The organism is Prochlorococcus sp. MIT 1306, assembly GCF_047304515.1.
In the GTDB taxonomy this organism is placed as follows: domain Bacteria; phylum Cyanobacteriota; class Cyanobacteriia; order PCC-6307; family Cyanobiaceae; genus Prochlorococcus; species Prochlorococcus marinus_D.
This window is the reverse complement of the sequence record NZ_CP138959.1, coordinates 1,019,372-1,044,286: the sequence shown is the minus strand read 5'-3', so window position 1 is coordinate 1,044,286 and position 24,915 is coordinate 1,019,372. Positions and strand designations below refer to the sequence as shown.

21 protein-coding genes and 1 tRNA gene are annotated in these 24,915 nt (G+C 48.0%); 10 read left to right on the top strand and 12 right to left on the bottom strand.

Annotation, left to right across the window (positions count from 1 at the left end):
• Positions 1–32 precede the first annotated feature (32 nt).
• From rpmB to SIB74_RS05300, 5 genes are all read right to left on the bottom strand, one after another.
• On the bottom strand, positions 33–269 hold the full coding sequence (gene rpmB / locus SIB74_RS05320; RefSeq protein WP_011130073.1) for a 50S ribosomal protein L28: 237 nt from the start codon (positions 267–269) through the stop codon (positions 33–35).
• A 67-nt stretch (positions 270–336) separates the two neighbouring features.
• Positions 337–2,247: a molecular chaperone HtpG gene (gene htpG / locus SIB74_RS05315; RefSeq protein WP_063395876.1), complete on the bottom strand. Its 1,911-nt coding sequence runs from the start codon at positions 2,245–2,247 to the stop codon at positions 337–339.
• 90 nt (positions 2,248–2,337) lie between these two features.
• The gene (locus SIB74_RS05310) at positions 2,338–2,562 is read right to left on the bottom strand and encodes an indolepyruvate ferredoxin oxidoreductase subunit alpha (RefSeq protein ID WP_063395877.1); all 225 of its coding nucleotides are present in this window, start codon (positions 2,560–2,562) and stop codon (positions 2,338–2,340) included.
• Between the two features lie 35 nt (positions 2,563–2,597).
• Positions 2,598–3,776: an ATP phosphoribosyltransferase regulatory subunit gene (locus tag SIB74_RS05305; protein WP_063395878.1), complete on the bottom strand. Its 1,179-nt coding sequence runs from the start codon at positions 3,774–3,776 to the stop codon at positions 2,598–2,600.
• Positions 3,777–3,798: 22 nt separating this feature from the next.
• Entirely contained in the window at positions 3,799–4,686 is an 888-nt protein-coding gene (locus SIB74_RS05300) for an inositol monophosphatase family protein (RefSeq protein ID WP_063395879.1), read from the bottom strand.
• 238 nt (positions 4,687–4,924) lie between these two features.
• On the opposite strand from SIB74_RS05300, the gene SIB74_RS05295 reads away from it, so the two are divergent.
• A tRNA-Ser gene (locus SIB74_RS05295) sits at positions 4,925–5,011 on the top strand.
• Between the two features lie 345 nt (positions 5,012–5,356).
• On the opposite strand, the gene pstB is transcribed toward SIB74_RS05295, so the two are convergent.
• The 3 genes from pstB to pstC form a co-directional block, all read right to left on the bottom strand.
• Positions 5,357–6,175 carry a phosphate ABC transporter ATP-binding protein PstB gene (pstB, locus tag SIB74_RS05290; protein ID WP_063395880.1) on the bottom strand — a complete coding sequence of 273 codons (819 nt, stop codon included), beginning with the start codon at positions 6,173–6,175 and terminating at the stop codon, positions 5,357–5,359.
• 68 nt (positions 6,176–6,243) lie between these two features.
• Positions 6,244–7,164 carry a phosphate ABC transporter permease PstA gene (gene pstA / locus SIB74_RS05285; protein WP_063395881.1) on the bottom strand — a complete coding sequence of 307 codons (921 nt, stop codon included), beginning with the start codon at positions 7,162–7,164 and terminating at the stop codon, positions 6,244–6,246.
• 1 nt (position 7,165) lies between these two features.
• Positions 7,166–8,119, bottom strand: a complete 954-nt coding sequence (gene pstC / locus SIB74_RS05280; RefSeq protein ID WP_063395882.1) for a phosphate ABC transporter permease subunit PstC — start codon at positions 8,117–8,119, stop codon at positions 7,166–7,168.
• Positions 8,120–8,266: 147 nt separating this feature from the next.
• Between pstC and dnaK the strand changes: the two genes are divergently transcribed.
• The 5 genes from dnaK to SIB74_RS05255 all read left to right on the top strand — a co-directional run bounded on the left by dnaK (position 8,267) and on the right by SIB74_RS05255 (position 13,257).
• On the top strand, positions 8,267–10,261 hold the full coding sequence (dnaK, locus tag SIB74_RS05275; protein ID WP_063395883.1) for a molecular chaperone DnaK: 1,995 nt from the start codon (positions 8,267–8,269) through the stop codon (positions 10,259–10,261).
• Complete coding sequence (locus tag SIB74_RS05270) at positions 10,245–11,147, top strand: DnaJ domain-containing protein (protein WP_063395884.1); 903 nt, start codon at positions 10,245–10,247, stop codon at positions 11,145–11,147. The genes dnaK and SIB74_RS05270 overlap by 17 nt, the downstream gene beginning before the upstream one ends.
• A gap of 51 nt (positions 11,148–11,198) precedes the next feature.
• Positions 11,199–11,609: a DUF3110 domain-containing protein gene (locus SIB74_RS05265; RefSeq protein ID WP_063395885.1), complete on the top strand. Its 411-nt coding sequence runs from the start codon at positions 11,199–11,201 to the stop codon at positions 11,607–11,609.
• Positions 11,610–11,611: 2 nt separating this feature from the next.
• A complete protein-coding gene (gene murQ, locus SIB74_RS05260; protein WP_063395886.1) occupies positions 11,612–12,562 on the top strand; it encodes an N-acetylmuramic acid 6-phosphate etherase in 951 nt (316 codons plus the stop codon).
• A gap of 266 nt (positions 12,563–12,828) precedes the next feature.
• Complete coding sequence (locus SIB74_RS05255; RefSeq protein WP_063396015.1) at positions 12,829–13,257, top strand: peptidylprolyl isomerase; 429 nt, start codon at positions 12,829–12,831, stop codon at positions 13,255–13,257.
• Positions 13,258–13,277: 20 nt separating this feature from the next.
• On the opposite strand, the gene ribBA is transcribed toward SIB74_RS05255, so the two are convergent.
• Positions 13,278–15,065, bottom strand: a complete 1,788-nt coding sequence (ribBA, locus tag SIB74_RS05250; protein WP_369818020.1) for a bifunctional 3,4-dihydroxy-2-butanone-4-phosphate synthase/GTP cyclohydrolase II — start codon at positions 15,063–15,065, stop codon at positions 13,278–13,280.
• Between ribBA and argC the strand changes: the two genes are divergently transcribed.
• Positions 15,042–16,157: an N-acetyl-gamma-glutamyl-phosphate reductase gene (gene argC / locus SIB74_RS05245; protein ID WP_063396016.1), complete on the top strand. Its 1,116-nt coding sequence runs from the start codon at positions 15,042–15,044 to the stop codon at positions 16,155–16,157. The genes ribBA and argC overlap by 24 nt on opposite strands.
• Here argC and purN read toward each other — a convergent pair.
• The gene (gene purN / locus SIB74_RS05240; protein ID WP_063395887.1) at positions 16,154–16,876 is read right to left on the bottom strand and encodes a phosphoribosylglycinamide formyltransferase; all 723 of its coding nucleotides are present in this window, start codon (positions 16,874–16,876) and stop codon (positions 16,154–16,156) included. The genes argC and purN overlap by 4 nt on opposite strands.
• A gap of 235 nt (positions 16,877–17,111) precedes the next feature.
• Between purN and SIB74_RS05235 the strand changes: the two genes are divergently transcribed.
• Together SIB74_RS05235 and SIB74_RS05230 are read left to right on the top strand one after the other, a co-directional pair.
• Positions 17,112–18,809 carry a PDZ domain-containing protein gene (locus tag SIB74_RS05235; RefSeq protein WP_063396018.1) on the top strand — a complete coding sequence of 566 codons (1,698 nt, stop codon included), beginning with the start codon at positions 17,112–17,114 and terminating at the stop codon, positions 18,807–18,809.
• The gene (locus tag SIB74_RS05230; protein ID WP_063395888.1) at positions 18,791–19,729 is read left to right on the top strand and encodes an N-acetylmuramoyl-L-alanine amidase; all 939 of its coding nucleotides are present in this window, start codon (positions 18,791–18,793) and stop codon (positions 19,727–19,729) included. The genes SIB74_RS05235 and SIB74_RS05230 overlap by 19 nt, the downstream gene beginning before the upstream one ends.
• On the opposite strand, the gene SIB74_RS05225 is transcribed toward SIB74_RS05230, so the two are convergent.
• Positions 19,721–20,533, bottom strand: coding sequence for a hypothetical protein (locus SIB74_RS05225; RefSeq protein ID WP_063395889.1), 813 nt, complete (start codon positions 20,531–20,533; stop codon positions 19,721–19,723). The two genes, SIB74_RS05230 and SIB74_RS05225, sit on opposite strands and share 9 nt — an antisense overlap.
• Before the next feature lie 87 nt (positions 20,534–20,620).
• Between SIB74_RS05225 and SIB74_RS05220 the strand changes: the two genes are divergently transcribed.
• Positions 20,621–22,219 carry a glucose-6-phosphate isomerase gene (locus tag SIB74_RS05220; RefSeq protein WP_063396019.1) on the top strand — a complete coding sequence of 533 codons (1,599 nt, stop codon included), beginning with the start codon at positions 20,621–20,623 and terminating at the stop codon, positions 22,217–22,219.
• Between the two features lie 6 nt (positions 22,220–22,225).
• On the opposite strand, the gene leuS is transcribed toward SIB74_RS05220, so the two are convergent.
• Entirely contained in the window at positions 22,226–24,862 is a 2,637-nt protein-coding gene (leuS, locus tag SIB74_RS05215) for a leucine--tRNA ligase (protein ID WP_063395890.1), read from the bottom strand.
• Positions 24,863–24,915: the final 53 nt, after the last annotated feature.

Sequence of the window (24,915 nt, the reverse complement as noted above, 5' to 3'; positions counted from 1 at the left end):
GATGGTAACTAGTTTGCTGAATTATTTAGTGATTAGATCTTGTTCAGGTCAATCCCTAACGATTTGGCATAGACACCGAGACCCTTTTTTTGGATGGTTTTAAGTGCACGGGTGCTTACACGTAGTTTCAACCAACGGTTCCCTTCAGCCCACCAGAGGCGCCGCTGCTGCAGGTTGGCCTGTTGCAGCTTCTTTGTGCGGATGTGGGAATGGCTCACAGCCATGCCGTTGTTGGCGCGAGTTCCAGTGAGCTGACACACCCGGGACATGTCTTGATCCTCTACAGAGCTAGGGCGCTGAACCCAAACTAAGATTTTATCAAATCCTCCCCTCCTTTTAAAAAGCCCGATCCATCAGCTGTCCCATTAACACAGCACTACGGCTTTGGAATCCAGCAAGTTCATTGGGCTCCAAACCTCCTACACCGAGGCGAGCCATGTCGTATAGGTGACGGGCTAAGCCTTGTGCCAAGGTTTCGGTTGGAGACACACCTGAAGTGCTGACCAGCACGGATCCAGATTTAAGTTTCACAAGTCCTTCGACAAGTGGATGACGACGATTGACAAGAAGGACATGATGCTCGGGAAGGCCTGGCAGCCTTTGATCCATGAGAGCTCCAAGGTCGTTCATACGTCGCATCTGTTCTGGCAGCAGAATCATTGCTGGAGGTGCGTTATCTCCCTTAAGTGCTTGTACTTGAATGGTCACCTTGTCGTTATTTAGTGCTTGCTTCATTAGAGTTCTCAGGCTTTCAGACTTGGTCTCTCCTTCCTGATCAGTTAGTTCAGGTTTGTCGTCTTTAAGAGTGTCATCCAGTTCGGCATCAACGCGCTGGAATCGGAGGTCGTTATGACGAGCTTCAAGCCATGGGAGGAATTGGCTGTCTATAAACGTTTCGGTTTTAAGAATTTCAGCACCCTGTGAAGTCCATAAGCTGAGGGCACTCGCTTGGGCCACTTCATCCGTGCAGTAAAGAATGCGATTGTTTGCTTCTGTACTCAGACGACTTTGGTATCCACTCAGCGTAGTAAAGGCTTTTTCGCCACAAGGAATTGGGTCTGGAGTGGCCCCATCTGTTTCTGTTGAAGCCAGAGCAGTCGTGCCAAACATGATTAGGTCGGCAACTTGATCAGCAAACTTTTCATCTTCCATTGATCCTATTTTGACGAAGGGTGCTAATGCATCCCATGCTTCAGCATAAAAAAGAGGTTGTTCCGCCTTTAATCCTCGCAGGCGATCGGCAACTTTCTTTGCAACAAAATTGCCAATAGATCTAACACGTCTGTCTGTCTGTAATGCGCTACGACTGACATTAAGTGGGATGTCAGGTGAGTCGATCACACCTCTTAGCGGAAGGAGGTAGTGTGGTACTACTTCTTTAATTGAATCACTGACAAATACTTGATTGCAGTAGAGTTTTATCTCACCTTTTTCCCAATCTGCGCGACCACCAATCCGAGGGAAATAGAGAATACCTTGAAGGTTATAGGGGTAATCAGTATTTAGGTGTACCCATAGAAGAGGATCACCTTGGAATGGATATAGATAATTATAGAGTTCGATATACTCCTGATCAGTGATTTCTCTTGGGTTGCGCCTCCAAAGTGGATTTCGCTTATTAATTGACTCGCCTTCGAGTTTTACCTCAATAGGCATAAAGTCACAGTATTTTGTGATCAGAGTACGGATTCGACTTGGCTCGATGTATTCCAACTCTTCATCCATTAGATGAAGGATGACATCGGTTCCTGCTTCATTGCGTTCGGCCTCTTGAATGTTAAATCTTGGTGAACCATCACAACTCCAACGAATAGCTTTACTCCCGGAACAAGCAGACTTAGTGACTAGCTCTACATGTTTCGATACCATGAAAGAAGAATAAAAACCCAACCCAAAATGACCAATAATTCCGTCACTTTCCTGCTTGTATTTTTCAAGGAAGTCTTCTGCACTTGAGAAGGCAACCTGATTAATGTACTTCTTAACTTCATCGGTTGTCATGCCGATTCCGTTGTCAGAAATAGTGAGTGTCTTTGCTTCTCGGTCAATCTTGATATCTATGACTCCTTCTTCAACTTCAGTGCAGTCACCTGCTATGGCTGCCATGCGTCTTTTGCTTATTGCATCGACGCCATTGCTGACTAGCTCCCTCAAGAAAACCTCGTGGCCGGAATAAACGGCTTTCTTGATGATCGGGAAAATATTCTCGGTGTGAATCTGGATCTGACCTTCTTCCAGCACAGTCATTGGTTTCACTTTTTAGGATTTGACCTTAGGTAGTCTTTGCCTCATGTCTCAAGCTGGTTTTAGGTGGGGTGACCGTACCTAGTGATTAACTCAGCTGCCTCGCTGTAGGTCACCTCGCTCCTCGGGAAGGACAGCTCCTTCTACGGGGCAGACCTGGAGGCAGATACCGCAATCAATGCAGATGTCGAAATTAATCAAATAGAAATTTCTTCCTTTGTCGTTTTTGCCTTGACCAGGCTGAATGCAGCCGACAGGGCATGCCTGCGCACAGTCAGCAACCCCTTCACAAATTTCTGTCACGATGCTGTGTGGCATGGCCTTGCAGATCGGACGACGAGATTCTCGAGATCCTAATGATCTAACCAGTCCAGTGTGCTACAACCCCGATCTGCTAGACGGCTGAAGGCTTCTTCACGATCGTGACAGGCTTCAAGTTCAACAACGGCACGCTGGCCCTGTTTGTGCCAGTGACGCTGACGCTTGAGTGCATGTTCCAGCGTTGCTTGCTCGCCATAGGCAACAAGGGTTGATTCAACAGCTTCATACGCTTTGATCTCCTTGGTAAGCAGTTCACGAATATCGTCTATGGCGAAACTAAAGCCCACCCCTGCTGCTTGAAGCCCTTTGGCACCGCAACGAGCTACAAGGTTGTCGTATCGCCCCCCACGAGCAATCACGACAGGTGCAGCATCGCTTTGACATACCAACTGAAACACCAGCCCGGTGTAGAGCTCAAAATGGGGCTGAAAGGTTGGATCCAGTTGCAGGTCAATCCCCTGATCAGCGGCCAGTGGACCCATCTGCTCAAACAGCCTTTGCAGGTTATTGAGTGCTTGCTGAGTTCCAAATAGGCCTGATAAGCGTTCGAGCACGTCTAGGGGTTCACCACGGCACTCCAAGTGATGGAGGAGGCGCTCGAATTGATCATTCGGCAGTTGCAGGTTTTCAAGCGCAAGGCGGTCGTAGTGGATCAATGCTGTTCTTATTTTTTCGCGCAGATCGTTTTGAAATGGCAGCATGATGAGATCCATTAATGCTGTGTGGCCAACGAGTAAACGAGGCTGGTGTTGTTTACTCAGTTCGAGAGTCTCCACTGCTGAAAACAACAGGGAAAGAAGTTCCATTTCCGCATTGATGGGTTCGACCCCGAAGAGCTCTACACCGCTTTGAAGGTTTTCTTCGATGCAAAGGCTTCCTTCATCAGCAGTACGGCTTTCAAAAATTGTTCCTGCAGCCCATAGCCTCAAAGGACGAGGTCTTTGTCTAAGCCTTGTACAAGCGGCGCGGGCAATTGATGCTGTCATCTCTGGTCGTAGCCCAAGGGGTTCATCGGCCACCAATCGCACGATGTCCTGACTGGCAATAGCACCACCAGCTTTCAAGGTTTCGAGTCGCTCGACCCTTGGAGGAGAGACTTCGTCGTAGCCCCATAGCCGATAAACCTCGGCAAGTCGCTGGCTAAGTTTTTGGTTTAGCTCGACCTGCTGGGGGTTCAGATCGCGAGCACCCGCTGCCGGTTGCAGGGCCATCCCTGATTTTCTCGGAGTGACTTCAGGATCCCATGCCCCTGAGTTCGGGAGCGCCAAATGAATCTGCTTCTAGGGGTTTTACTTTGCTGAGTTGATCAACAAGCAACTTCTGCATTCCAGGCGGACAGGCCAGCACCCTGCCACTATTCAGATCAAATGTGTCTCCGCGGTAATCAGTCACCTTCCCTCCAGCTAGCTCCACCAGGGCTACTCCAGCAGCAAGATCCCATGGAGCAAGGCCGCGTTCCCAATAACCATCGAGTCGTCCAGCTGCCACAAAAGCCATGTCCACTGCTGCTGCACCACCACGTCGCACGCCACGTGTTCGGTGTGTCATCCAGCAGAATTCGGCGTAGTTGTTGTCTAAGCGGTTTTGCCTGTCATAGGCAAAACCAGTCACAAGCAAGGAATCAACCAGACTTTTGCATGATGAAACCTTGATCGGTTTTTGATTGCAGAATGCACCCAGGCTTGGGGCTGCCCAGTAGATCTCTTTAAGGAAAGGCACAGCTATGGCGCCAAGGATTGGTGTTTGCCGCCAAGTGAGGCCAATCGACGTAGCGAAGAACGGATAGCCATGAGCGAAATTGGTTGTTCCATCTAGTGGGTCAACACACCAACAAAGCGAGCCTTGGCCAGCAAATGATCCGCTTTCTTCTGCGAGAACGGCAATGTTAGGAGTTTCCTGCTGGAGAATTTCGAGTACACACTTCTCAGCGGCTAGATCTGCATTGGTGACAAGATCGCCACTTCGACCCTTGGTTTCGATGCTTTCAAGATGTCCATAGTGGTCCATCAAAATGGCACCACCACATTCAGAGGCCTTACGCGCTACCCCTGCAAGGCGAGCCAGATCTTCATCGTTCAAGCCAGCTTGCTCAGCAGCAAGGGAACAGTTCAGAGTCGTCAAGCTTCACTCCGTATCAATTTGGGATGTCATCAGGAATTTATAGATTGAATGATCCTCTGAACCTCAGTCCATAGAGGGTATCTTGATCCTGAGTTTCCGTTTCCAGTGGAAGGATTGCTTTGTGCTCTCAAAGTTAGGTCATCTCGTTTGTCGCTAGTGGACTGGGATTCTGTGTTTTGGTGTCATGTATGGGTCAACTGGAGAGCCCTGCTACATTCACGAGGGCCTGAAAGCCGCTGGAGAGGTGGCCGAGTGGTCGAAGGCGCAGCACTGGAAATGCTGTATAGGGGCAACTCTATCGAGGGTTCGAATCCCTCCCTCTCCGTTTCAAAGGAAGTCTGATTCCGTCTGATGCGGTATCAGACTTCTTTTTGGCACGTTCTTATAGCAGTCGTTTTTGGGCATTATCGGGCTGTCATCCGTCTGATGCAGTCTCGTAGTGTCTGACAGGTTTTTTGGTTTTGTATTCGTAGCGTGTCGGCACGAAGACCAAGGCGTTTGTGCACGAGCAGCGAGAATTAGGCAATCGATGTCGTGCAACTTTGCTATTAATGCCTTGTATTAAAGTAGGTTGTAATATTATTTGCTTCTAGAGATTAGTTGATATTTATTACTCGCCACTTCAAAGCAAGCTATAAACTTTGTATCTTTAATAATACCATCACCCCCTTCAACCAAAGCGGCCGGAAATATAATTCTGAGTAGCCTCCTGAGCAGGTGCATGGAAGATTTTTTCTGTTTCATTGAACTCGACAAGATAACCAACTTTTCCTGATCCACCTTCCTGTGCCTCAGCATTGAAGAAAGCTGTAAAATCACTAACTCGAACAGCCTGTTGCATATTATGAGTGACGATTACAATGGTAAATCTATTTTTTAACTCATGCATTGTCTCTTCAATTTTAAGTGTAGAGATAGGGTCGAGAGCTGAACAGGGTTCATCCATTAAAATGACTTCTGGTTCAATAGCGATTGTCCTTGCTATGCATAGCCTTTGTTGTTGACCACCCGATAGAGAGCAGCCACTCTCCTTAAGCTTATCCTTGCATTCATCCCATACAGCTGCTTGACGAAGTGAGCGTTCAACAAGCTCATTCATATCACCTTTATATCCATTAATTCTTGCTCCAAATGCAATATTTTCATAGATACTTTTAGGGAATGGATTGGGTTGCTGAAATACCATTCCAATGCGTCTGCGAACCTCAACTGGATCGATATTTGGGGAATATAAGTCGTCTCCATCAAACATCACTCGACCTGTAAGAGAACATCCTTCTATTAAGTCATTCATGCGATTTAGAGATCGCAGAATTGTTGATTTACCACATCCAGATGGTCCGATTAAAGCTGTAATTTTGCCGCGGGGTATCTCGCAGTAAACATGCCGCACGGCTTCAAATTCATTGTAACTTATAGTGACGTTCTGAAGTGATATGCAGGGATCAGTTGAAATCTGCTTTAGCCGCGGAGAGGAAGTGGCTGTCATCGATCAGCGCGCGATTAATAGTGAAGGCAATTCAGTTGTCACGATAGAAATAGTCTTGTTTAAGTGACTCATTTTGAGGTTAAGTGGCCAATCCAGCGTGAAAGGATATTCATCGCGAGAATAAATACTACAAGAATAAATGAAGCTGCCCAAGCCAATTCATTCTGGACTTGATAGGGTTGAGTTGAAAAATTATAAATTAAAACCGAAAGTGTCGCGATTGGATTGAAGAAAGCATCTGAACCAGTAGGCCAAAAATATGAAAAGAGTGCTGTAAAAATCAATGGTGCTGTTTCACCAGCTGCTCGAGCAACTGAAAGAACGACTCCTGTAGCGATTGGAGTAAATGCCATTGGCAATGTGATGTGGGTAATGGTTACAAATTTAGAGGCGCCTACTCCAAGTGCACCTTTGCGTAGGTTGTCTGGTACCAGTTTTAGACCTTCATCAGTGGTTTTTATCACTGTTGGCAACATCAGGATTGAGAGTGCTACTCCGCCAGCTATGGCACTGTATGAACTGCCAAGGATGACCCGTGAAGAGACAATTATATCGTAAACAAAGACACCAGTAATAATAGAAGGAACACCGGAAAGAACATTGGTGCCAAAACGTATAAATCTAGAGAATGCTCCTTCACGTGCATATTCGGCTAGGTAGATACCTCCACCAACTCCAACAGGTATAGCGATCATTCCGGCTATGCAAGTGACAATAATAGTTCCCAAGATGGCATTGCCAATACCTCCGCCATCGAGTCCTGGTGGAGGCGGAAGCATAGTAAAAAGTGAGATGCTTAATCTGGTTGCTCCTTTGATAATTACATAGGTTAAGACAAGAATTAGTGGCAGAATGGCTATAAATGAAAACAATCCGGATAATATTGTAAAAGCTCTATTAATTCTATTGCGTCTCAAAGCGGGCTTGTAGTAAAGATTTGAGGATAGATCCCCACTTGTAGAAGTCGCTTCGCTAGTCATTGATTTCATGTTAGTACTTAAGGCTTAGTCGTTTGACCATCCATTGTGAAATGATATTTACCGCAAGCGTTATCACCATAAGAATAAATGCTGCATAATAAAGTGATGAGACCTGAGTTCCATCTGCTTCTCCAAACTGATTGGCTAGCATCGCAGCGATTGTGTTGCCTGGGCCAAGCAATGACCAGCTAAAATTATTGGAATTTCCTATAATCATTGTTACTGCCATTGTTTCACCCATGGCTCTTCCCAGAGCGAGTAGTACGCCTCCAGCAATGCCCGAAATTGCCGCTGGTAGAATGACATTAATGATTGTGCTCCAGCGGGTTGCTCCAACCCCATAAGCTGCTTGACGCAGGCTAATTGGTACTTGATTGAGTGAGTCTCTCGAAATAGCTGTAATGATAGGCAGTATCATCACAACAAGGATCAGGATCGCTGGGGTCATTCCAGGGCCCATTGGCTGAGTACTAAAAAATGGAATCCAGCCAAAATATATATACAGGAAAGAAAGCAAGGGTCTTAGGAACGGCTCCATTACAAAGATTGCCCATAGGCCAAGTACCACAGATGGAATGGCCGCTAGTAGTTCAATCATTACTCCTATGATGTTTTTAGCTCTTGTAGGTATGAAGCTTTCGGTTATAAAAATTGCTGTTCCAACACCTAGAGGTATAGCAATTAATAGTGATAGCAATGAGGTTATCGCTGTTCCATAGATGGCGGTTAACACTCCGTACTCATCATCAACAGGGTTCCAATTTGATGTCACTAGAAATTTCAACCCGTAGCGCCCCATCGACTCAAGTGACCCCCAAAAGACAACGATCAGGATCGCTACAAGTATCAGTGCAACCATGGATGCCATTGATATGGCGATAGTTCTAAAGCTGCTGTCGACGAATTTTTCATAAGCTGGACGTCTTCTGAGCACGTACAGCTCCTTCTGCACACCAGTTGGCATACCACTGCAATACAGACATAAGAAACCTAATCCTGAGAGGGCTGCTTTTGCATTAACAGGCCATTAACAGTCCCACATCCACATTGCTCAAAAGGCTTGGTTTAGGGTGCTTTTCGCCGTTACCTTGGAGCTTCAGTAAACGAGGCCATGGGGCGGATTGTTGGCATAGACCTAGGGACAACAAACTCCGTTGTGGCGGTGCTTGAGGCTGGTCGCCCTCAAGTGATCGCTAATGCGGAGGGCAGTCGCACCACTCCCTCAGTAGTGGGTTACAGCAAAGAAGAAGAGCTACTTGTCGGTCAGTTGGCACGTCGCCAGTTGGTGCTCAATCCAAGAAATACCTTTGCCAATCTCAAGCGCTTCGTGGGACGAGGCTGGGATGAAATGGAGGACAGCAGTCTCTCTGTTCCATACACCGTTAGGGCCAATGAACAGGGGAATGTACGTGTCTCCTGTCAAGTGACGGAGCGTGAATATGCACCCGAAGAACTTGTGGCGAGCATCATTCGCAAGCTTGTGGATGATGCGGCGACATATCTAGGAGAGCCTGTTGAGGCTGCTGTAGTGACAGTACCTGCCTATTTCAATGATGCCCAACGTCAGGCGACTCGTGACGCCGGCAGGCTCGCTGGAATCACAGTGGAACGGATCCTCAACGAACCCACTGCTGCTGCTCTGGCCTATGGCTTTGATCGCAGTGCCGCACGCCGTGTTCTTGTCTTCGATTTGGGTGGCGGGACGTTTGATGTCTCACTGATGCGTGTCGCCAATGGTGTTTTTGATGTCAAGGCCACATGTGGTGATACCCAACTTGGGGGCAATGATTTTGATCAGCGGATTGTTGATTGGCTCGCTGAAGCTTTTAAGACGAAGCATGGCCTCGATTTACGCCGTGATCGCCAGGCACTGCAACGCTTGATTGAAGCAGCAGAAAAAGCGAAGCAGGAACTCTCTGGTGTGCTTAGTACTCCGATTTCTTTGCCCTTTATCGCGACGGGGGCTGATGGCCCCCTTCATATCGAGACCAGCCTTGATCGCCCTACTTTTGAAGGCCTTTGCCCCGACCTTCTCGACCGTCTTCTGAATCCGGTGCAGACAGCTCTGCGTGATTCTGGCTGGTCTGCTGATGATGTTGATGATGTTGTGCTTGTTGGGGGTGGCACCAGAATGCCGATGGTTCAGCAATTGCTGCGAACCCTCGTTGCCAGTGAACCTTGCCAATCAGTCAACCCTGACGAAGTCGTTGCTGTTGGCGGAGCTGTTCAGGCCGGAATCCTTACCGGAGAGCTTCGAGATCTGATGCTCAATGATGTCACTCCCCTTTCACTAGGGCTTGAAACCGTTGGTGGGTTGATGAAAGTGCTGATCCCACGAAATACACCAATACCAGTGCGCCAATCCGACGTGTTCAGCACCTCAGAGGCCAATCAATCGTCTGTTGAAATTCATGTCTGGCAGGGTGAACGTCAGTTGGCAGCAGATAACAAGTCTTTGGGTCGCTTTCGCCTGTCTGGCATTCCACCAGCACCAAGAGGTGTTCCCCAGGTGCAGGTGGCCTTTGATATCGATGCCAATGGTCTCTTGCAAGTGAGTGCAACTGATCGCACCACAGGCCGCAAGCAATCTGTGAATATTCAGGGAGGTTCCACCCTTAATGAAGAGGAATTGCAAGCCTTGCTCGCCGAAGCTGAAGCGAAGGCAGGAGAAGATCGTCGTCGTCGTGCATCAATTGATCGACGTAATGGTGCACTCACACTTGTTGGTCAAGCTGAACGAAGACTTCGCGATGCAGCTTTGGAGCTGGGCCCCTATGGGGCTGAGCGGCAGCAGCGGGCTGTAGAGACAGCGATGCGCGATGTGCAAGACCTGCTTGAGCAGAACGATCTACAGGAACTTGAGCTTGCTGTTGCTTCACTTCAGGAAGCCCTTTTTGGCTTGAACCGACGAATTTCATCAGAACGGCGTACTGACGCCAATCCACTCCAGGGCATACGTAACACTCTTGGCTCGTTGAAAGATGAGCTCTTCTCAGATGATGACTGGGATGACGATCCTTGGAATAGCCCTGCCCGGTCGTCCGACGGCCGACGCAGCTACAGGGGACGTGAGCTAAATCCCTGGGACGATGACTTCTACCGCTAAACCGGATTACTGGTCTTTGCTAGGTGTCTCTCCAGACAGTGACGCCTCCCAGCTCAAAAGGGCATTCCGTCGCGAAGCACGACGATGGCATCCAGACCTCAATGGCAATGACAGCCACGCCGAGGAACGCTTCAAATTGGTTAATGAGGCCTATGCGGTTCTCAGTGATCCAAGACGTCGCGCTGCTTGGCAGGGATCGATGTCGACAGAGCAAGCCATTGCTGATCCTTTCGCAGTTGGTTTTCCAACTTTCGATGAGTATCTCGAAGTGGTCCTTGGTTTGGAGCGCACAGACGAACAGCCTGGTGACGATGCTGATCCTTTCCCCTCAGAACAAGTCGACTGGCCTGCGACGTCTCCACCACCACCGCCTCCTCCTGTACAGGCCACTGATGATCTCGAGACGTTGGTCGAGTTGACCCCTGAGCAAGCCCTCTATGGAACTTCAGTGGATCTTGAACTCGATGACGGCACTCTTGTAGAGGTTGATACACCGCCTTTGGCTGGCGATGGTTGGCGGTTACGTCTTGTGGGCGTAGCCCCTGGAGGACGTGACCACTTCCTTCAGTTACGCGTTCAAACTGAAGACAGACTGAGGATTGACGGACTTCGTGTGCTTTATCGCCTTGAGTTGTTTCCACCTGATGCAGCTCTTGGCTGTGCTGTGGATGTCCCAACTCTGTCTGGTCCTGTCACACTCCAAGTGCCTCCTGCATCATCAAGTGGTCGTTTATTGCGCCTTCGCGGACGGGGACTTGAGCTTGATGGACGCAGGGGCGATCAATTGGTTGAAATTGTGGTGGTTATTCCTGCTGAACTTGCTGAAGCCGAACGAGCCCTCTACCGACGACTTCAAGAATTGGCTCTTGATCCGGATAATCTATAAAGCCGAATTAGATAATCAAGTGAGAGATCCCATCTGTCTGGCCTAATCCACATGCGCGTGTTTGTCCTTCTCTATGACGCCGGTAAAGATAACGAGGGTATTCATTCCCTCGAACTTGCTGGTAAGACAGCTGTGCTGATGTTCGAAAACGCTGATGATGCCGAGCGTTATGCCGGTCTTCTTGAAGCTCAAGACTTTCCTTTGCCGACTGTTGGAGAGATTGGCCGTGATGAGATTGAAGATTTCTGCCGCCAGGCCGGATATGAAGCTCGTTTTGTGGAGGTTGGCTTTATGCCAAAAACTGATGAGGAGCGTCTTTTATTTGCTCCACCAGAATCAAATCGAGATGTGAGTCACTGGCAGGATGAGGATCGTTCCGTTGCAGACAGCAATGGATTGGATCAGCAAGTTGAATCAACAGATCTTGAAGAGATTCGCAAGCGGCTTGAAGGGTTGATTTAACCATGACCAATTTATTTGAAGATCTCAATTTGCACCCTTCAGATGATCGAGGGCATCTGTTGACTGAACAGGTCAATCCCAAAAGTGAATGCTTGGATCAACTAAGCACAGAGTCCTTAGTGACACTCTTCTGCGAAGAGGACCGAGAGCCACAGCGTGCCGTCGCAGCGGCTATACCCGAACTTATTCAGGCAGTTGAAGCAATTACGGAACGGCTTCGAAGCGGAGGCCGCCTTTTTTATTTGGGTGCTGGCACCTCAGGGCGACTAGGAGTTCTTGACGCCGCAGAGTGCCCACCAACCTTTTGCAGCGACCCTGATCTTGTTCAGGGTGTTCTTGCTGGTGGGAGCGCAGCTTTGCTGAAAAGTTCCGAGGGACTTGAAGACATTGAACAGGCAGGGCAAAAGGATCTTCAGGAGCGTGGCTTTAGCTCTGCTGATTGCCTTGTCGGTATTGCGGCCGGGGGAACGACTCCTTATGTCAAAGGAGGACTTGCCTACGCAAAGAAAATCAATGCTTTGGCGATTGCAATTTCATGTGTGCCTATAGAACAAGCTGAGTTGCCATGCAGCATCGATATTCGTCTTTTGACTGGCCCTGAATTACTTACAGGTTCCACGCGCTTGAAGGCCGGTACCGCAACAAAGATGGCTCTAAATATTCTTTCAACCTGTGCAATGGTTCGTCTTGGCAAAGTCTTTGGTAATCGCATGGTTGATGTTGCTGCTACCAACATCAAGCTGATGGATCGTGCCTTGCGAATCCTGCATGATTTAGCTGATGTTGATCGAGATCGTGGAACTGAGTTGCTTCAAGCAAGCGATGGCTCTGTAAAAGTGGCTCTGCTGATGCATACTTGCGGTTTCGATGCTGAGGCGGCCCAGAAACTGCTGATAGAGCAAAACAATCAATTGCGAACAGCTTTGGCGAGTTGTGGTAATTGCCTTTCTTGATTTTAATTGTTTCTTTGCTAAAAGGAAGATGATAAGTTCATTCTTCTCGGTATGTTAACGCTAGTAATAACAGATTTGAAGCGCATGGAATATCCTTAAATTGCTTAGATAGTCTGCCCATGAATCGTTCCATGCCTTGTTAAAGGCTGTCAATATTTCAATTGATTCTATTGCTTTGATTTAATTAATGTTTCTTGAGATGTCGCGAAAGTTGGCATCACTGACTAGACTTATTTTTTGAGCATCCAACTGTGAGCAAGGCCCTGATGGACACTGATGCTGGTTTGATTGAGTTAGACCTCTTTGATGATGATGCTCCCAACACGGTGGCCAATTTCACAAAGCTGGTTAAAGAGGGTTTTTATGATGGTCTGTCTTTCCATCGTGTGATCGATGGTTTCATGGCTCAAGGTGGCTGCCCAAATACACGTGAGGGAGCAAAGGGGATGCCTGGAACCGGTGGACCTGGCTATACGATTAATTGTGAAATAAATAGCAAAAAGCATCTTGCCGGTTCTCTTTCTATGGCTCATGCAGGAAAGAACACTGGTGGAAGTCAATTCTTTCTTGTCCATGATGCTCAGCCACATCTCGATGGTGTGCATACCGTTTTCGGTCAGGCTGCCAACATTGATGTGGTCTTAGCCTTAAAGAACGGCTCTAGGATCAATAAAGTAACCATTCAAGAGGATTGAAAATATATAGTTGGACTCTTTCACGACCAAAGGATCAGATTGGGAAGGCTCCAGGCATCCCAATCTTTTAGTGGGGAAAAATCATCTTTAAATAGTGATGCCAACGACCGCTCTTCTCTCTTTAGATCCTGAGGAGGATGCATTGCTTGCTCAGCGCGGTCAGTACGCAGAAGGCCAATTCGACGGCTCCCTGACCATTGAATCAATTCTTGAAGCAGTAACTCCAGCGATGCTTTTTCAAGTGGATCTGATGAAACCTCAGAAGAGGTTTTGACTCGTGGACATACACGCCATACAAATAGGGGGCGATCCCATAGAGCAAGTAAACGGGGTGAGCTTTCTGCTATGAGCTCAAGTTCATTGCTTGAGGCCCAATCATTTGCACGAGTCCTCAGTTTAGCCAGCGTCTCTCCATTCACCTCACCGTCCCAGGCAACTACAACAAAAGGTCCAACTTCTGGAGCTTGATTCTCTGATTTCCCAGTATCCATCAAGTGTCCAAGTTTTTCCCGCTTTACAGCTAAATAAGCGGCGTTGTGATCTCCAGGACAGATCACCAGGGGGACACGACTTTCGACTTGTAAGCCATATCCACCCAGTCCAGCAATTTTGCGTGGGTTGTTTGTAAGTAGGCGTAAACGGTGAATGCCAAGGTCAGTGAGAATTTGAGCACCAACCCCGTAGTTACGCAGATCTGCAGGGAAACCCAAACTTTCATTGGCTTCAACAGTGTCTAGACCACCATCCTGAAGGCTGTAGGCCTTTAATTTGTTAATTAGACCAATGCCGCGACCTTCCTGGCGGAGATAAACAACCACGCCTTCACCTTCCTGTTCAATGCGAGCCAACGCTGCTTCAAGTTGGGGGCGACAATCGCAGCGCAGTGATCCAAAAGCATCTCCCGTAAGACATTCGGAGTGCATGCGCACTAAAACTGGTTCTTTCAGTTCTCGTGGATCGCCCTTGACTAGAGCAATGTGCTCTGAACCATCCAAACCATTTAAATAGCCGATTGCCTGAAAACTGCCAAAGAGACTTGGTAACTCGGCAGTGGCTTGACGGTATACAAAGCGTTCGTTCTCAAGACGGTAACGAATGAGATCGGCAATGTTGATGAGCTTGAGTCCCCAACGCCGCGCATAGTTTTGCAACTCCGGCAGTCTTGCCATTGACCCGTCTGAGTTTTGGATCTCGCAGATCACGCCAGCTGGAGCAAGTCCTGCCAGCTGTGACAAATCCACGGCGGATTCGGTATGTCCAGCCCTTTTGAGAACACCTCCTTGACTCGCTCTAAGGGGGAAAATATGTCCTGGGCGGCGCAGGTCTCTTGGACGAGTCTCCGGATGCAGTGCAACTTGAATCGTGCGCGCTCGATCCTCTGCTGAAATACCAGTAGAAACCCCTTTCTCAGGGCCTGCATCGATGCTAACGGTAAAAGCCGTTTGGTTGGCATCTGTGTTGCGATCAACCATCAGCGGCAGGTCGAGTTGATCTAGGCGACTGCCTTGCATAGCAAGGCAGATCAGACCACGAGCCTCTGTGGCCATGAAATTGATTTGCTCAGGCGTAGCGAACTGAGCAGCACAAATCAGGTCGCCCTCGTTTTCTCTGCGCTCATCATCAACAACCACAACGCATTCACCGTTTCGGATCGCGGCAAGTGCGTCAGAAATGTCGTCGAAGCGGATATCGACCGATTCAGCGGGTATAGGAGAAGTCCTCAGGGCCTTAGGGATGAACGTACTTGGTTCATTATCGACACCAGTACGATCAGCCGGCGTCCGATGAAGGCAATGGAAAGTACCCATCGCTCTCCAGCCTCTGACATTTCTCAGGTTCGAGGCAGACGAGTAGCGGTTATCGGCGCTACGGGCTACGGCGGTCTTCAAACCATCAGATTGCTTGAGGACCATCCTCAGCTCCATGTCACCTACCTGGGCGGCGATCGAAGTGCCGGCAGGCGATGGAGTGAGCTTTGCCCTTTTTTACCCATCCCTGATGATCCTGAAGTTCAATCTCCCGATCCTGACAAGATCGCTGAATACGCCGATTACGCAGTCCTCAGCCTTCCCAATGGACTTGCCTGCCAGTTAGCACCGGAACTGCTGAAGCGCAATGTTCGGGTTGTAGACCTCTCTGCTGACTTTCGCTATCGCTCACTGGAACAATGGAAACAAGTTTATGTCCATGAAGCTCAAAACCTCAATCGAGATGATGTTCAGCTTTGTAGAGAGGCTGTTTATGGGTTACCTGAATGGAAGGGACCTGAAATTGCAGTTGCAAATCTTGTAGCTGCACCAGGCTGCTTCCCAACCGCAAGTCTGTTGCCCTTACTGCCTTTTCTAAAACAGGGATTGATCGAAAACGATGGTTTGATTATCGATGCAAAGACTGGCACCTCTGGTGGAGGGCGGGTGGCTAAAGAACAATTTCTTCTGTCAGAGGCCTCGGAGTCGATCATGCCTTATGGCGTGGTTGGGCATCGACATACATCAGAAATCGAACAACTTGCTAGTGAGGTTGCCGGACAACCGATTGAGCTTCAGTTCACACCCCATCTCGTACCGATGGTGCGTGGACTGCTAGCGACGGTTTATGGACGCTTGAGAGATCCTGGATTGACCGCTGAGGACTGCACAACTGTGCTTAAAGCGGTCTATCGACATCATCCCTGCATCGATGTTCTTCCTGTGGGAACGTATCCAGCGACTAAGTGGGTGAAGTACTCCAACAAAGCTGTTCTTTCTGTTCAGGTCGACAACCGCAACAGCCGGCTTGTCTTGATGAGCGCTGTCGACAACCTGATTAAAGGACAAGCTGGTCAAGGGGTTCAATGTCTAAACCTGATGGCTGGATTGCCACCAAGCACAGGGATGACTTTACTAACTTTCTACCCTTAATTTTGAGCTTCGTTTCTCCAATTCTGGCCTGCAAGAGCAACAGATAGTGGAAGCAGTTGATGCTCCATGCGCTGGATCCTTTCGCTGAGGCTCTGATGGTCGTCTGAGCTCAAGACTGGCACTGCAGCTTGCGCAAGCACCGGACCGTCATCTACTTGAGGTGTAACCAGGTGAACGGAACAACCACTGATAGGAACTCTCGCTTTTAGTGCTTGCCCAACCGCATCTAAACCGCGAAAGCTAGGTAGCAGAGATGGGTGAATATTAATAAGGCGATTCGGGAAAGCAGCAATCAGGATTGGGGTGACGATTCGCATCCAGCCGGCCATCACCACGCCTTCTACAGCATGCTTGGTGAATGTCTTTACCAAGGCCTTATCCAGTTCTTCTCGACTACTAAATTCACGATGATTGTGGATGACACAAGGCACACCTAGTCGTTGAGCTCGACGACGTGCTTCACAATTAGGGTTATTAACCACCAATATGGAAATATGGGCATCAAGTTGAGAATTTTGAATGGCTTTAACCAGGGCTTCAAAATTGCTGCCATTCCCTGATGCCATCACTCCAAGATTTAAGCGAGGGTTGAATTTTGGGCTGGCCTGGGGGGGTGGCCAGATCAGCGATCGCTTCGCATCCTTTTCATAGCAACTGTTCTGACGAGGATTTGAAGCAGAGCTGGTCAGACAATTCTCCTTTTTATCTAAGTTGTTCATCTTGTTGACGTTCGAGAAGACCAGCTACATGCTCTAAGCACATCCAATTCACAACCTAATTCCTATATTCAGCCTCCAATTGGACCCCCTTCTGCGATCCATGATTTTTTTAGACAAAGTCAAGCCTTCAGATGGCTCAAAGCCATGAACCAGAACATCTTCCGTCAAGATACCCTTTACCAGGACCATTACAGTTGTTGCATAACGTCTGAGCTTGTTTTTGAGGTTGAGTGAGGTGGTCGAGGTTGTTGACGTCCATCTTGATCTGTGTGACAAGGCAAGTCAGACCTTTAAGGTCAGTCTGAAATGGAAGCCAAGAACACATCGTCAGAGCTGGTCTCTGCCGATATGGACCCCCGGCTCATACACCATTAGAGACCATGTTCAGCATCTCCACAGTCTGAGCCTTTCTCAAGCCTCAAATGATTATCAAGTGCAACGGATCGGCCCAAGTGGTTGGAAGGCTGATCTCGACACTCTTGATCTTGTCACCCTTGGCTATGTCATTGAGGCTCGACAGCTCACTGTGCGCACCTGCTACTTAGATCCGGAGTTTGCATCCCTTTGTCTTGCGGCTGCTGTGATGGAAATCGATGGTCAGCGTTGGACTCCTCATTGCCTCACCCTGGCCCTACCAGTGGGTTGGAATGCCTACGTTCCTCTGGCTGGAGAGGAAACACTCTGGGCTAAGGATTTTGATCATCTTGTCGATGCTCCTGTTCATGCTGGCTGTTTCGTTTCTCAGCCCTTTGTTGTCAAAAAAAATTCTCATCAACTTCTGTGCATAGGCGATCCTCCTATGGGATGGCCGCCAAACCTTGTAAATGATGTGAGCGCTGTTTGTAAAGCTACTTCTTGTCTAATGGATGAACCTCCACCAGCCGGAGATCTCTACCAATTAGTGATTCATATGTTAGAAACTGGTTATGGCGGTCTTGAGCATGATTATGGCGCAGTTTTGCATTATTCCTGGCGTGCATTAACTGAACCTGATGGCTATCGGAAGCTCCTACAATTAATAGGGCATGAGTATTTGCATCAATGGAATGTGAGACGTCTTCGACCCAGGGAATATCGACCTTATGATTATTCTCAAGCTGTGATAAGTGATGGACTTTGGTTTGCTGAAGGAATCACTAGCTACCTGGACCTCACCCTACCATTTCTTGCTGGGCTGAGCGATCGCTCAACATTACTAAAAGATTTATCTCTAGAGTTTTCACCTCTATTGCTCAATCCAGGTCGTCAATTACAGAGCCTGGCTGACAGTTCACGTGAAGCCTGGGTGAAATTATATAAAGCAACACCGGCCAGTGCCGATACACAGGTCAGCTACTACAAGCTTGGTGCTGCGATGGCCTTTTGCCTGGATGTTCGCCTACGTCAACAAAACTCGTCATTAACGCAAGTACTCCGTGACCTTTGGCGGAAGTTTGGTCGTAGTCATCGAGGCTATTCAAGGTTAGACATCAAAGCTGCTATCGCCAAGTTCGATCCCAATACTGCGAATGATGTTGATGCATGGCTTGATCAACCTGACTCTCTCCCGTTGACTTCGACAGTTAAAGATCTTGGACTAAGGTTTGAAGAGAGATATTCAAACAAAAGAGAAACAGGGCTTACCTTAGTTGAACGAGAGGGTCTTGTTTTGGTGTCACGAGTTTCTCTGTCTAGTCCCGCCCATCATGCAGGTCTTGTCGTTGGAGATGAATTGCTTGCTGTAGGCGGATTTCGATTGCGTAAGGTCGATGATTTATGCAAACTTATCTCAAATGAAGAGCCTGTATCGATAATCTATTCAAGACGAGGACGACTTAGTGAAACTGAACTTTCGAGTGGTTTGCCCCAAGTTGATCACTGGGAGATTATTATTGATTCTGAGGCACCATCTGAGTTAAGCAATCTAAGGGATCGATGGTTTCAGATTATTTAACCACTCTAATTATGTCTATGAGCAGCAAAACTAAACGATTCCTAGTTATACTCATACTTACTCTTAGTGGTTTGACAATATTCATCTGGTGTACAAAGCATAGCATTCGTGATGATCAACCAGAATTAAATCAAAGTCTACAAAGTCATCTAGAACGACTGGGCCAATTCCCTGAAAAATACAATCAAAAGTCCAAAGACATGCCATCAACAAGTCAACAAAAACCGCCGCGGGCAATATCATGGTCATCGCCACTTTCAAAGCAATGTTCTGATATCGATCAAGGCCTTAAGAAAATTCTTAACCGCCGTAAAGACCAACTGGCAACTGAGCGTAATAATGTAGTCATTGATTCATCCAATTATGGTAAGAGATATCGCTGGGATCTTTATGGCCGTCGAATTGATCCAACGCCTAGTGTCGTGATTCTGCATGAGACTACGGATTCGTATCATTCTGCACTCTATACATTTAAAGATTATCATCGGAAGGATGAAGATCAAGTTAGCTACCATACATTAATTACACTGGATGGACTAATCATTGATGTTGTAGACCCTATTAATAGAGCTTATGGAGCAGGAAACTCTGCTTTTCTTGGTGAGTGGGTTGTGACAAATCCACGCTTTAAGGGATCCGTTAATAACTTCGCTTTGCATGTCAGCCTAGAGACACCATGGGATGGTCGCAATGGCTATCTAAATCATAGTGGTTATAGCAACAATCAATATGATTCTCTTGCTCTAGTCTTGGCAGACTGGATGGATCGTTTCAATATTCCCCCAGAAAATATCACTACTCATCAGCATGTTGATCTGGCAGGTGAGCGATCAGACCCCCGTAGTTTTGATTGGTCAAATCTACAGCAAAGACTGGCAGCGATTGGTTATCTTTGTGTAAACAGCAGTCCCTCAGATTAAGGGCAGTTGGGCTGAAGAACGTTGGGAATAAATCAGACCATGTAGTTCAGGGTCTTGCATATAACGAAGGATTCTTGCGGGATAGTCAAGCTTCCCATTATGAAGATAAGCCAGTGTGGCGATCGCCTTGGCATGTTTATAACAGTGACTAGCTTGGATTAAGGCATTAGAAGATAAGCCTAAGTCATCCTTTAGACGCGCAATCTTTCCTGCAAGCAACTCAATATTAGATTCTGGATTGAGAAGCAAATTACGTGCACTTGAAATCTGTTCTGCCGTTGGATGTTGAGGCAAACGTTTTTGATGGATGAGTTCGGAGATGCCTAGTTGGGCTGGCCCATGGGTCTTCAATAGACCTGAATGAGCCACAAAAGGGATGTCTTCGCCTGGTTTTGAATGTTGAATTTCATCAAAAAGGATCGCTGTGACCAGCATTGGGTTGACGCGGTATCGTTTGGATTCGCGCACGATCACAGGTTTTAATCCATCCAGTCGATTCACTGTCTGAGCTCGCAGTGGCTGGAGGTGATCAATTCCGCGTGTGAACAACTGAGCTAAAGGCGTCTGAGGGCCATGGACCCCGAAACGCTTTTGAAGATATCTGAGCTCTTCTGCTGTGAAATCAGTTGGATCAAGGTGATTAACGGTTGCAATATTGAGCGGTGGTGATTGCCGTGTGTGGCTTGCATGCCGGCCATGATTCTCTGTCATGAGAACCAGGAAAAGCGAAGCCAGGACTACAACGTTGGTTAGTCGAAGACCTCTTTTGAGCGGTTGTAGGAGTCTGAAAAGAGTCTTGATCATCGCGCGAGGTTAGCCTGAGTGTCTGAGAAAATGGGCAAGCGTTTTGATCGTGGATAGTTTCGAGCTGTGAGCGACGTGCATCAGCTGATGAGTTTCCCGGATTTCAGCGCCAGCGATGCCCATGTTCAGTGGCAGCGCTTTAACAATTTGCTTTGGTATCACAACGATCTTGGAATTTGGCTGGACATTAGCCGAATGCATATCAATGCAGAAGATTTTGAGCGGCTAGGTCCACGCTTTGATCAGGCTTTCCAGGCCATGCAGGCTTTGGAACAGGGAGCTATCGCTAATGCAGATGAACAGCGGATGGTTGGCCACTACTGGCTGCGGCAGCCGCAGCTGGCGCCTGATCAAGAGGTCCGTGATCACATTGCCAAGGAAATTGACCTGATTGAGACCTTTGGCAGCAATGTCGTCAATGGCCTCATCAAAGCCCCCAATGGCAAACAGTTCACCGATGTGCTTTGGATCGGGATTGGAGGCAGTGGCCTAGGACCTTTATTAATGATTCGTGCTCTTCAGAATGCAGAGCAGGGATTGCGATTCCATTTTTTCGACAATGTGGATCCTGATGGCATGAGTCGCGTTCTTGGCAATCTTGGAGATGCCCTGAGCACGACTTTGGTTGTCACGGTAAGCAAATCTGGCGCGACTCCGGAACCACACCTCGGCATGGAGCAGGCTCGTCAACGTCTCGAAGAGATGGGAGGTCGCTGGGCCGGTCAGGCCGTTGCCGTGACGATGCTCAATAGCCAGTTAGATCAGCTTGCACAGAAGGAATCCTGGCTTAAGCGTTTTGACATGTTCGATTGGGTTGGCGGTAGAACAAGCATCACGAGTGCTGTTGGCCTTTTGCCGGCAGCTTTGATTGGTTGTGACACCCGCGATTTTCTTGCTGGTGCTGCCCAAATGGATGAGGCCACACGTGTGTCTGATCTGCACAGCAACCCAGCAGCTTTGATGGCCGCTGCTTGGTTTGTTGCAGGAGATGGGCTTGGACGTCGTGACATGGTTGTTCTTCCATATAGAGATCGCCTTGAGGTCTTTAGTCGTTACCTGCAACAGCTGGTAATGGAGTCGCTAGGCAAGCGTCTAGATCGGGATGGCAATGTTGTGCATCAAGGCCTTGCTGTATATGGCAACAAGGGTTCAACTGATCAACATGCTTATGTGCAGCAATTGCGCGATGGTGTTGACAATTTCTTCGCCACATTTATTGAGGTGCTTGAGGATGTTGAGAACATACCGGCGATCAACAATGAGCATCCAGGTGATTTTCTCGATGGCTTCCTGCAAGGCACTCGCGCAGCGCTCAGTCAGGGAGGTCGTCAGAGCCTCAGTATTTCGATGCGTCGATTTGATCCTCGTCGACTCGGCGCATTAGTTGCTTTGTTTGAGAGGGCAGTTGGTTTATATGGTGAACTTGTCAATATTAATGCGTATCACCAGCCTGGAGTGGAATCAGGTAAAAAAGCAGCCGCTGCAATCCTTAACTTGCAGTCTCGAGTCGAAGCCTTGCTTGCTGATGGAGTCGACCGTTCAGTTGGAGAGATCCATCAACTGATTGGAGATGGGTCAGAAGAAGCCATCTTTTGGATCATGAGGCATTTAACTGCGAATAAGCGTGGTTACGTTGCAGAAGGTGATTGGGGAATTCCGACTTCACTACGTTTCAGCAAAGGCTGATCGTTTCTATGGCACTAGGTTCACCAACTTGCCTGGAACAATGATGACCCGTCTAGGCGATTGACCCTCTAACCATTTAACGGCGATGTCACTCTTTAAGGCCAATTCTTCTAATGCCGTTTTGTCTGCGTTAGCAGGAACCTGGATTGTTCCACGTACCTTACCTTTGACTTGAATGACGAGCTCAATTGTTTCGAGCACAAGTGCGCTTGGGTCAATTACAGGCCAGGATTGTTGATGGATGCTTCCTTGCCCATGAAGCTTCATCCAGAATTCTTCTGCAAGGTGAGGAGCAAAGGGTGCCATTAATCGAACTAAAACTGAAAGAGCCTCTGCAGCCACTTCAGTACGAACCTTATCTAGTTTTCCACCCAAGGAGTTGGATAGCTTCATGAGTTCGGAGATAGCTGTATTCAATTGAATGTCTCCACTTAAATCCTCAGTTATTGCTTCTATCGCCATGTGAGTAGCTCTTCTCATATTGATCTCTTCTTCACTGAGATCAGCTGAAGATATCGTCAAGTTTGTGGAAGAAATGGAGGCATTATCCTCATCAGTTTTAGGCCATACAAAGCTATCAATGAGACGAATAAGTCGTTGCAGAAAACGAAATTGGCCTTCAACATCTGCATCGTCCCATTCCAGGTCTTTCTCTGGTGGCGCTTTAAAAAGAATGAACATCCTAGCGGTATCAGCACCGTATCGATCGATTACAACGGCAGGATCAACGCCATTATATTTAGATTTAGACATTTTTTCAAACAGGATCTCTAGCTTATCTCCAGACTCTGGGTGCCTCGGATCACCTTCATCACTAACAAGTTCAGGAGAAATATAACTGCCATTTTTAGTATTGCGGTAGGTGAGCCCTTGAACCATCCCTTGAGTAAGCAATCTATTAAATGGTTCTTTAAAGCCAATCAAGTTTCTATCGTGGAGTGCTTTGGTGAAAAAGCGTGCATATAGGAGATGGAGGATTGCATGTTCAATACCACCTACATATTGATCAACAGGCAACCATTCATCAACAATATCTTTGTCAAATGGACGTTGACTATTGAGTGGATCAGCAAAACGTAGGTAATACCATGAAGAACACATAAAGGTGTCCATCGTGTCTGTTTCCCTGTGAGCCTTTTCACCACAAATAGGACATTTCACCTCAACCCAATCCTGTTCTTGAGCTAAGGGGGATCCTCCTTTTCCTGAAAGATCTATGTCCCTAGGAAGGGTTACAGGGAGGTCCTCTTGCGGAACAGGAACGATTCCACAGCTTGCACAGTGAATGATTGGAATCGGGCAACCCCAGTAGCGCTGACGCGAAATAAGCCAATCGCGCAAACGGTATTGCACTTTGCTTTGAGCCCAACCCTTAGACGCACCATGGGTTGTAATCGCAACCTTCCCTTCCTCTGTGGAGAGACCATCAAAGGCTCCGGAATTTACAAGTACTCCGGCTCCGGTCCAGGCTTTTCCATCATTGTGATGCTTGTCTGAATCTGGCATCTGAACCACAATGCGTATCGGTAGTTCGTGGCTGCGAGCAAAGATGAAATCCCTCTCATCATGAGCGGGTACTCCCATGACTGCTCCTGAGCCATAGTCAGCCAATACGTAATCGGCAATCCAAACTGGTAGCGATTCACCATTCACTGGGTTGATCACCTGTGCACCTATCGGAACCCCACGTTTTGGTTGGTCCTCAGCGGTGCGATCTTTGACGCTGAGTTGGCTTATAAGGTCACAGAATGCAGTAACGGCAATACGTTGTTGCGGACTTGTTAGGGCTTCAACCAAGGGGTGCTCAGGTGCCAAAACCACATAGCTGGCACCGTGAAGTGTGTCTGGCCTTGTTGTGAAGACCGTGATGATTGAGTTGGTCTGACCAGCAACTCTGAACTTAATTTCAGCACCATGAGAGCGACCAATCCAATTGGCTTGCATCGTGCGGACACGCTCGGGCCAGCCAGTCAATTCATCAAGGTCATCAATTAACGCATCGGCATAGTCGGTGATTCGCAGGAACCATTGCTTGAGTTGTCGCTGTTCCACAAGAGCGCCTGATCGCCATGAACGACCCTCGCCATCTACCTGTTCATTAGCCAGAACAGTTTTGTCGATGGGGTCCCAGTTGACTGTCGCTTCCTTCTGATAAGCCAGTCCACCCGCAAAAAGTTCAAGGAACAACCACTGGGTCCAGCGGTAATAGTCCTGATGGCAAGTCGCCTGTTGGCGGTCCCAGTCAATCGACAAGCCCAGCCGATCAAGCTGGGCCCTCATTTGGGCAATATTTTGGTCTGTCCAATCACCTGGATCCACGTTTCTGGCAATGGCTGCATTCTCAGCTGGTAAGCCAAAGGCATCCCATCCCATTGGGTGAAGTACCGCATCACCGCGCATGCGCTGCACCCTGGCAATCACATCGGTAATCACGTAATTGCGTACGTGGCCCATGTGCAGTTTCCCTGATGGATAAGGAAACATCGACAGGGCGTAAAAGCGTTTCTGGTTAGTTTCAGCGACTGGCGTTCGATCTAATCCTTGTCGTAACCACTCCTTTTGCCAACGCGTTTCAAGCTCAATAGGGTCATATCGAGCTGAGGAGTGGCTGGAGGCAGACGTTGAGGGGAAAGACTCCGTCACGTACAAGTTTCACCAACTTTCGATCGTGCCATAACAAGATGACGCTAGGGAGT

Excerpts from the sequence above, each read along its gene's own strand:
- SIB74_RS05255 (WP_063396015.1), top strand. The coding sequence starts at position 12,829 with ATGGACACTGATGCTGGTTTGATTGAGTTAGACCTCTTTGATGATGAT.
- SIB74_RS05310 (WP_063395877.1), bottom strand. The coding sequence starts at position 2,562 with ATGCCACACAGCATCGTGACAGAAATTTGTGAAGGGGTTGCTGACTGT.
- murQ (WP_063395886.1), top strand. The coding sequence starts at position 11,612 with ATGACCAATTTATTTGAAGATCTCAATTTGCACCCTTCAGATGATCGA.
- SIB74_RS05265 (WP_063395885.1), top strand. The coding sequence starts at position 11,199 with ATGCGCGTGTTTGTCCTTCTCTATGACGCCGGTAAAGATAACGAGGGT.
- htpG (WP_063395876.1), bottom strand. The coding sequence starts at position 2,247 with ATGACTGTGCTGGAAGAAGGTCAGATCCAGATTCACACCGAGAATATT.
- rpmB (WP_011130073.1), bottom strand. The coding sequence starts at position 269 with ATGTCCCGGGTGTGTCAGCTCACTGGAACTCGCGCCAACAACGGCATG.
- pstC (WP_063395882.1), bottom strand. The coding sequence starts at position 8,119 with ATGCCAACTGGTGTGCAGAAGGAGCTGTACGTGCTCAGAAGACGTCCA.
- pstA (WP_063395881.1), bottom strand. The coding sequence starts at position 7,164 with ATGAAATCAATGACTAGCGAAGCGACTTCTACAAGTGGGGATCTATCC.
- pstB (WP_063395880.1), bottom strand. The coding sequence starts at position 6,175 with ATGACAGCCACTTCCTCTCCGCGGCTAAAGCAGATTTCAACTGATCCC.
- SIB74_RS05270 (WP_063395884.1), top strand. The coding sequence starts at position 10,245 with ATGACTTCTACCGCTAAACCGGATTACTGGTCTTTGCTAGGTGTCTCT.
- purN (WP_063395887.1), bottom strand. The coding sequence starts at position 16,876 with ATGAACAACTTAGATAAAAAGGAGAATTGTCTGACCAGCTCTGCTTCA.
- SIB74_RS05230 (WP_063395888.1), top strand. The coding sequence starts at position 18,791 with ATGGTTTCAGATTATTTAACCACTCTAATTATGTCTATGAGCAGCAAA.
- SIB74_RS05220 (WP_063396019.1), top strand. The coding sequence starts at position 20,621 with ATGAGTTTCCCGGATTTCAGCGCCAGCGATGCCCATGTTCAGTGGCAG.
- argC (WP_063396016.1), top strand. The coding sequence starts at position 15,042 with ATGAAGGCAATGGAAAGTACCCATCGCTCTCCAGCCTCTGACATTTCT.
- SIB74_RS05305 (WP_063395878.1), bottom strand. The coding sequence starts at position 3,776 with ATGGCCCTGCAACCGGCAGCGGGTGCTCGCGATCTGAACCCCCAGCAG.
- ribBA (WP_369818020.1), bottom strand. The coding sequence starts at position 15,065 with ATGGGTACTTTCCATTGCCTTCATCGGACGCCGGCTGATCGTACTGGT.
- SIB74_RS05225 (WP_063395889.1), bottom strand. The coding sequence starts at position 20,533 with ATGATCAAGACTCTTTTCAGACTCCTACAACCGCTCAAAAGAGGTCTT.
- dnaK (WP_063395883.1), top strand. The coding sequence starts at position 8,267 with ATGGGGCGGATTGTTGGCATAGACCTAGGGACAACAAACTCCGTTGTG.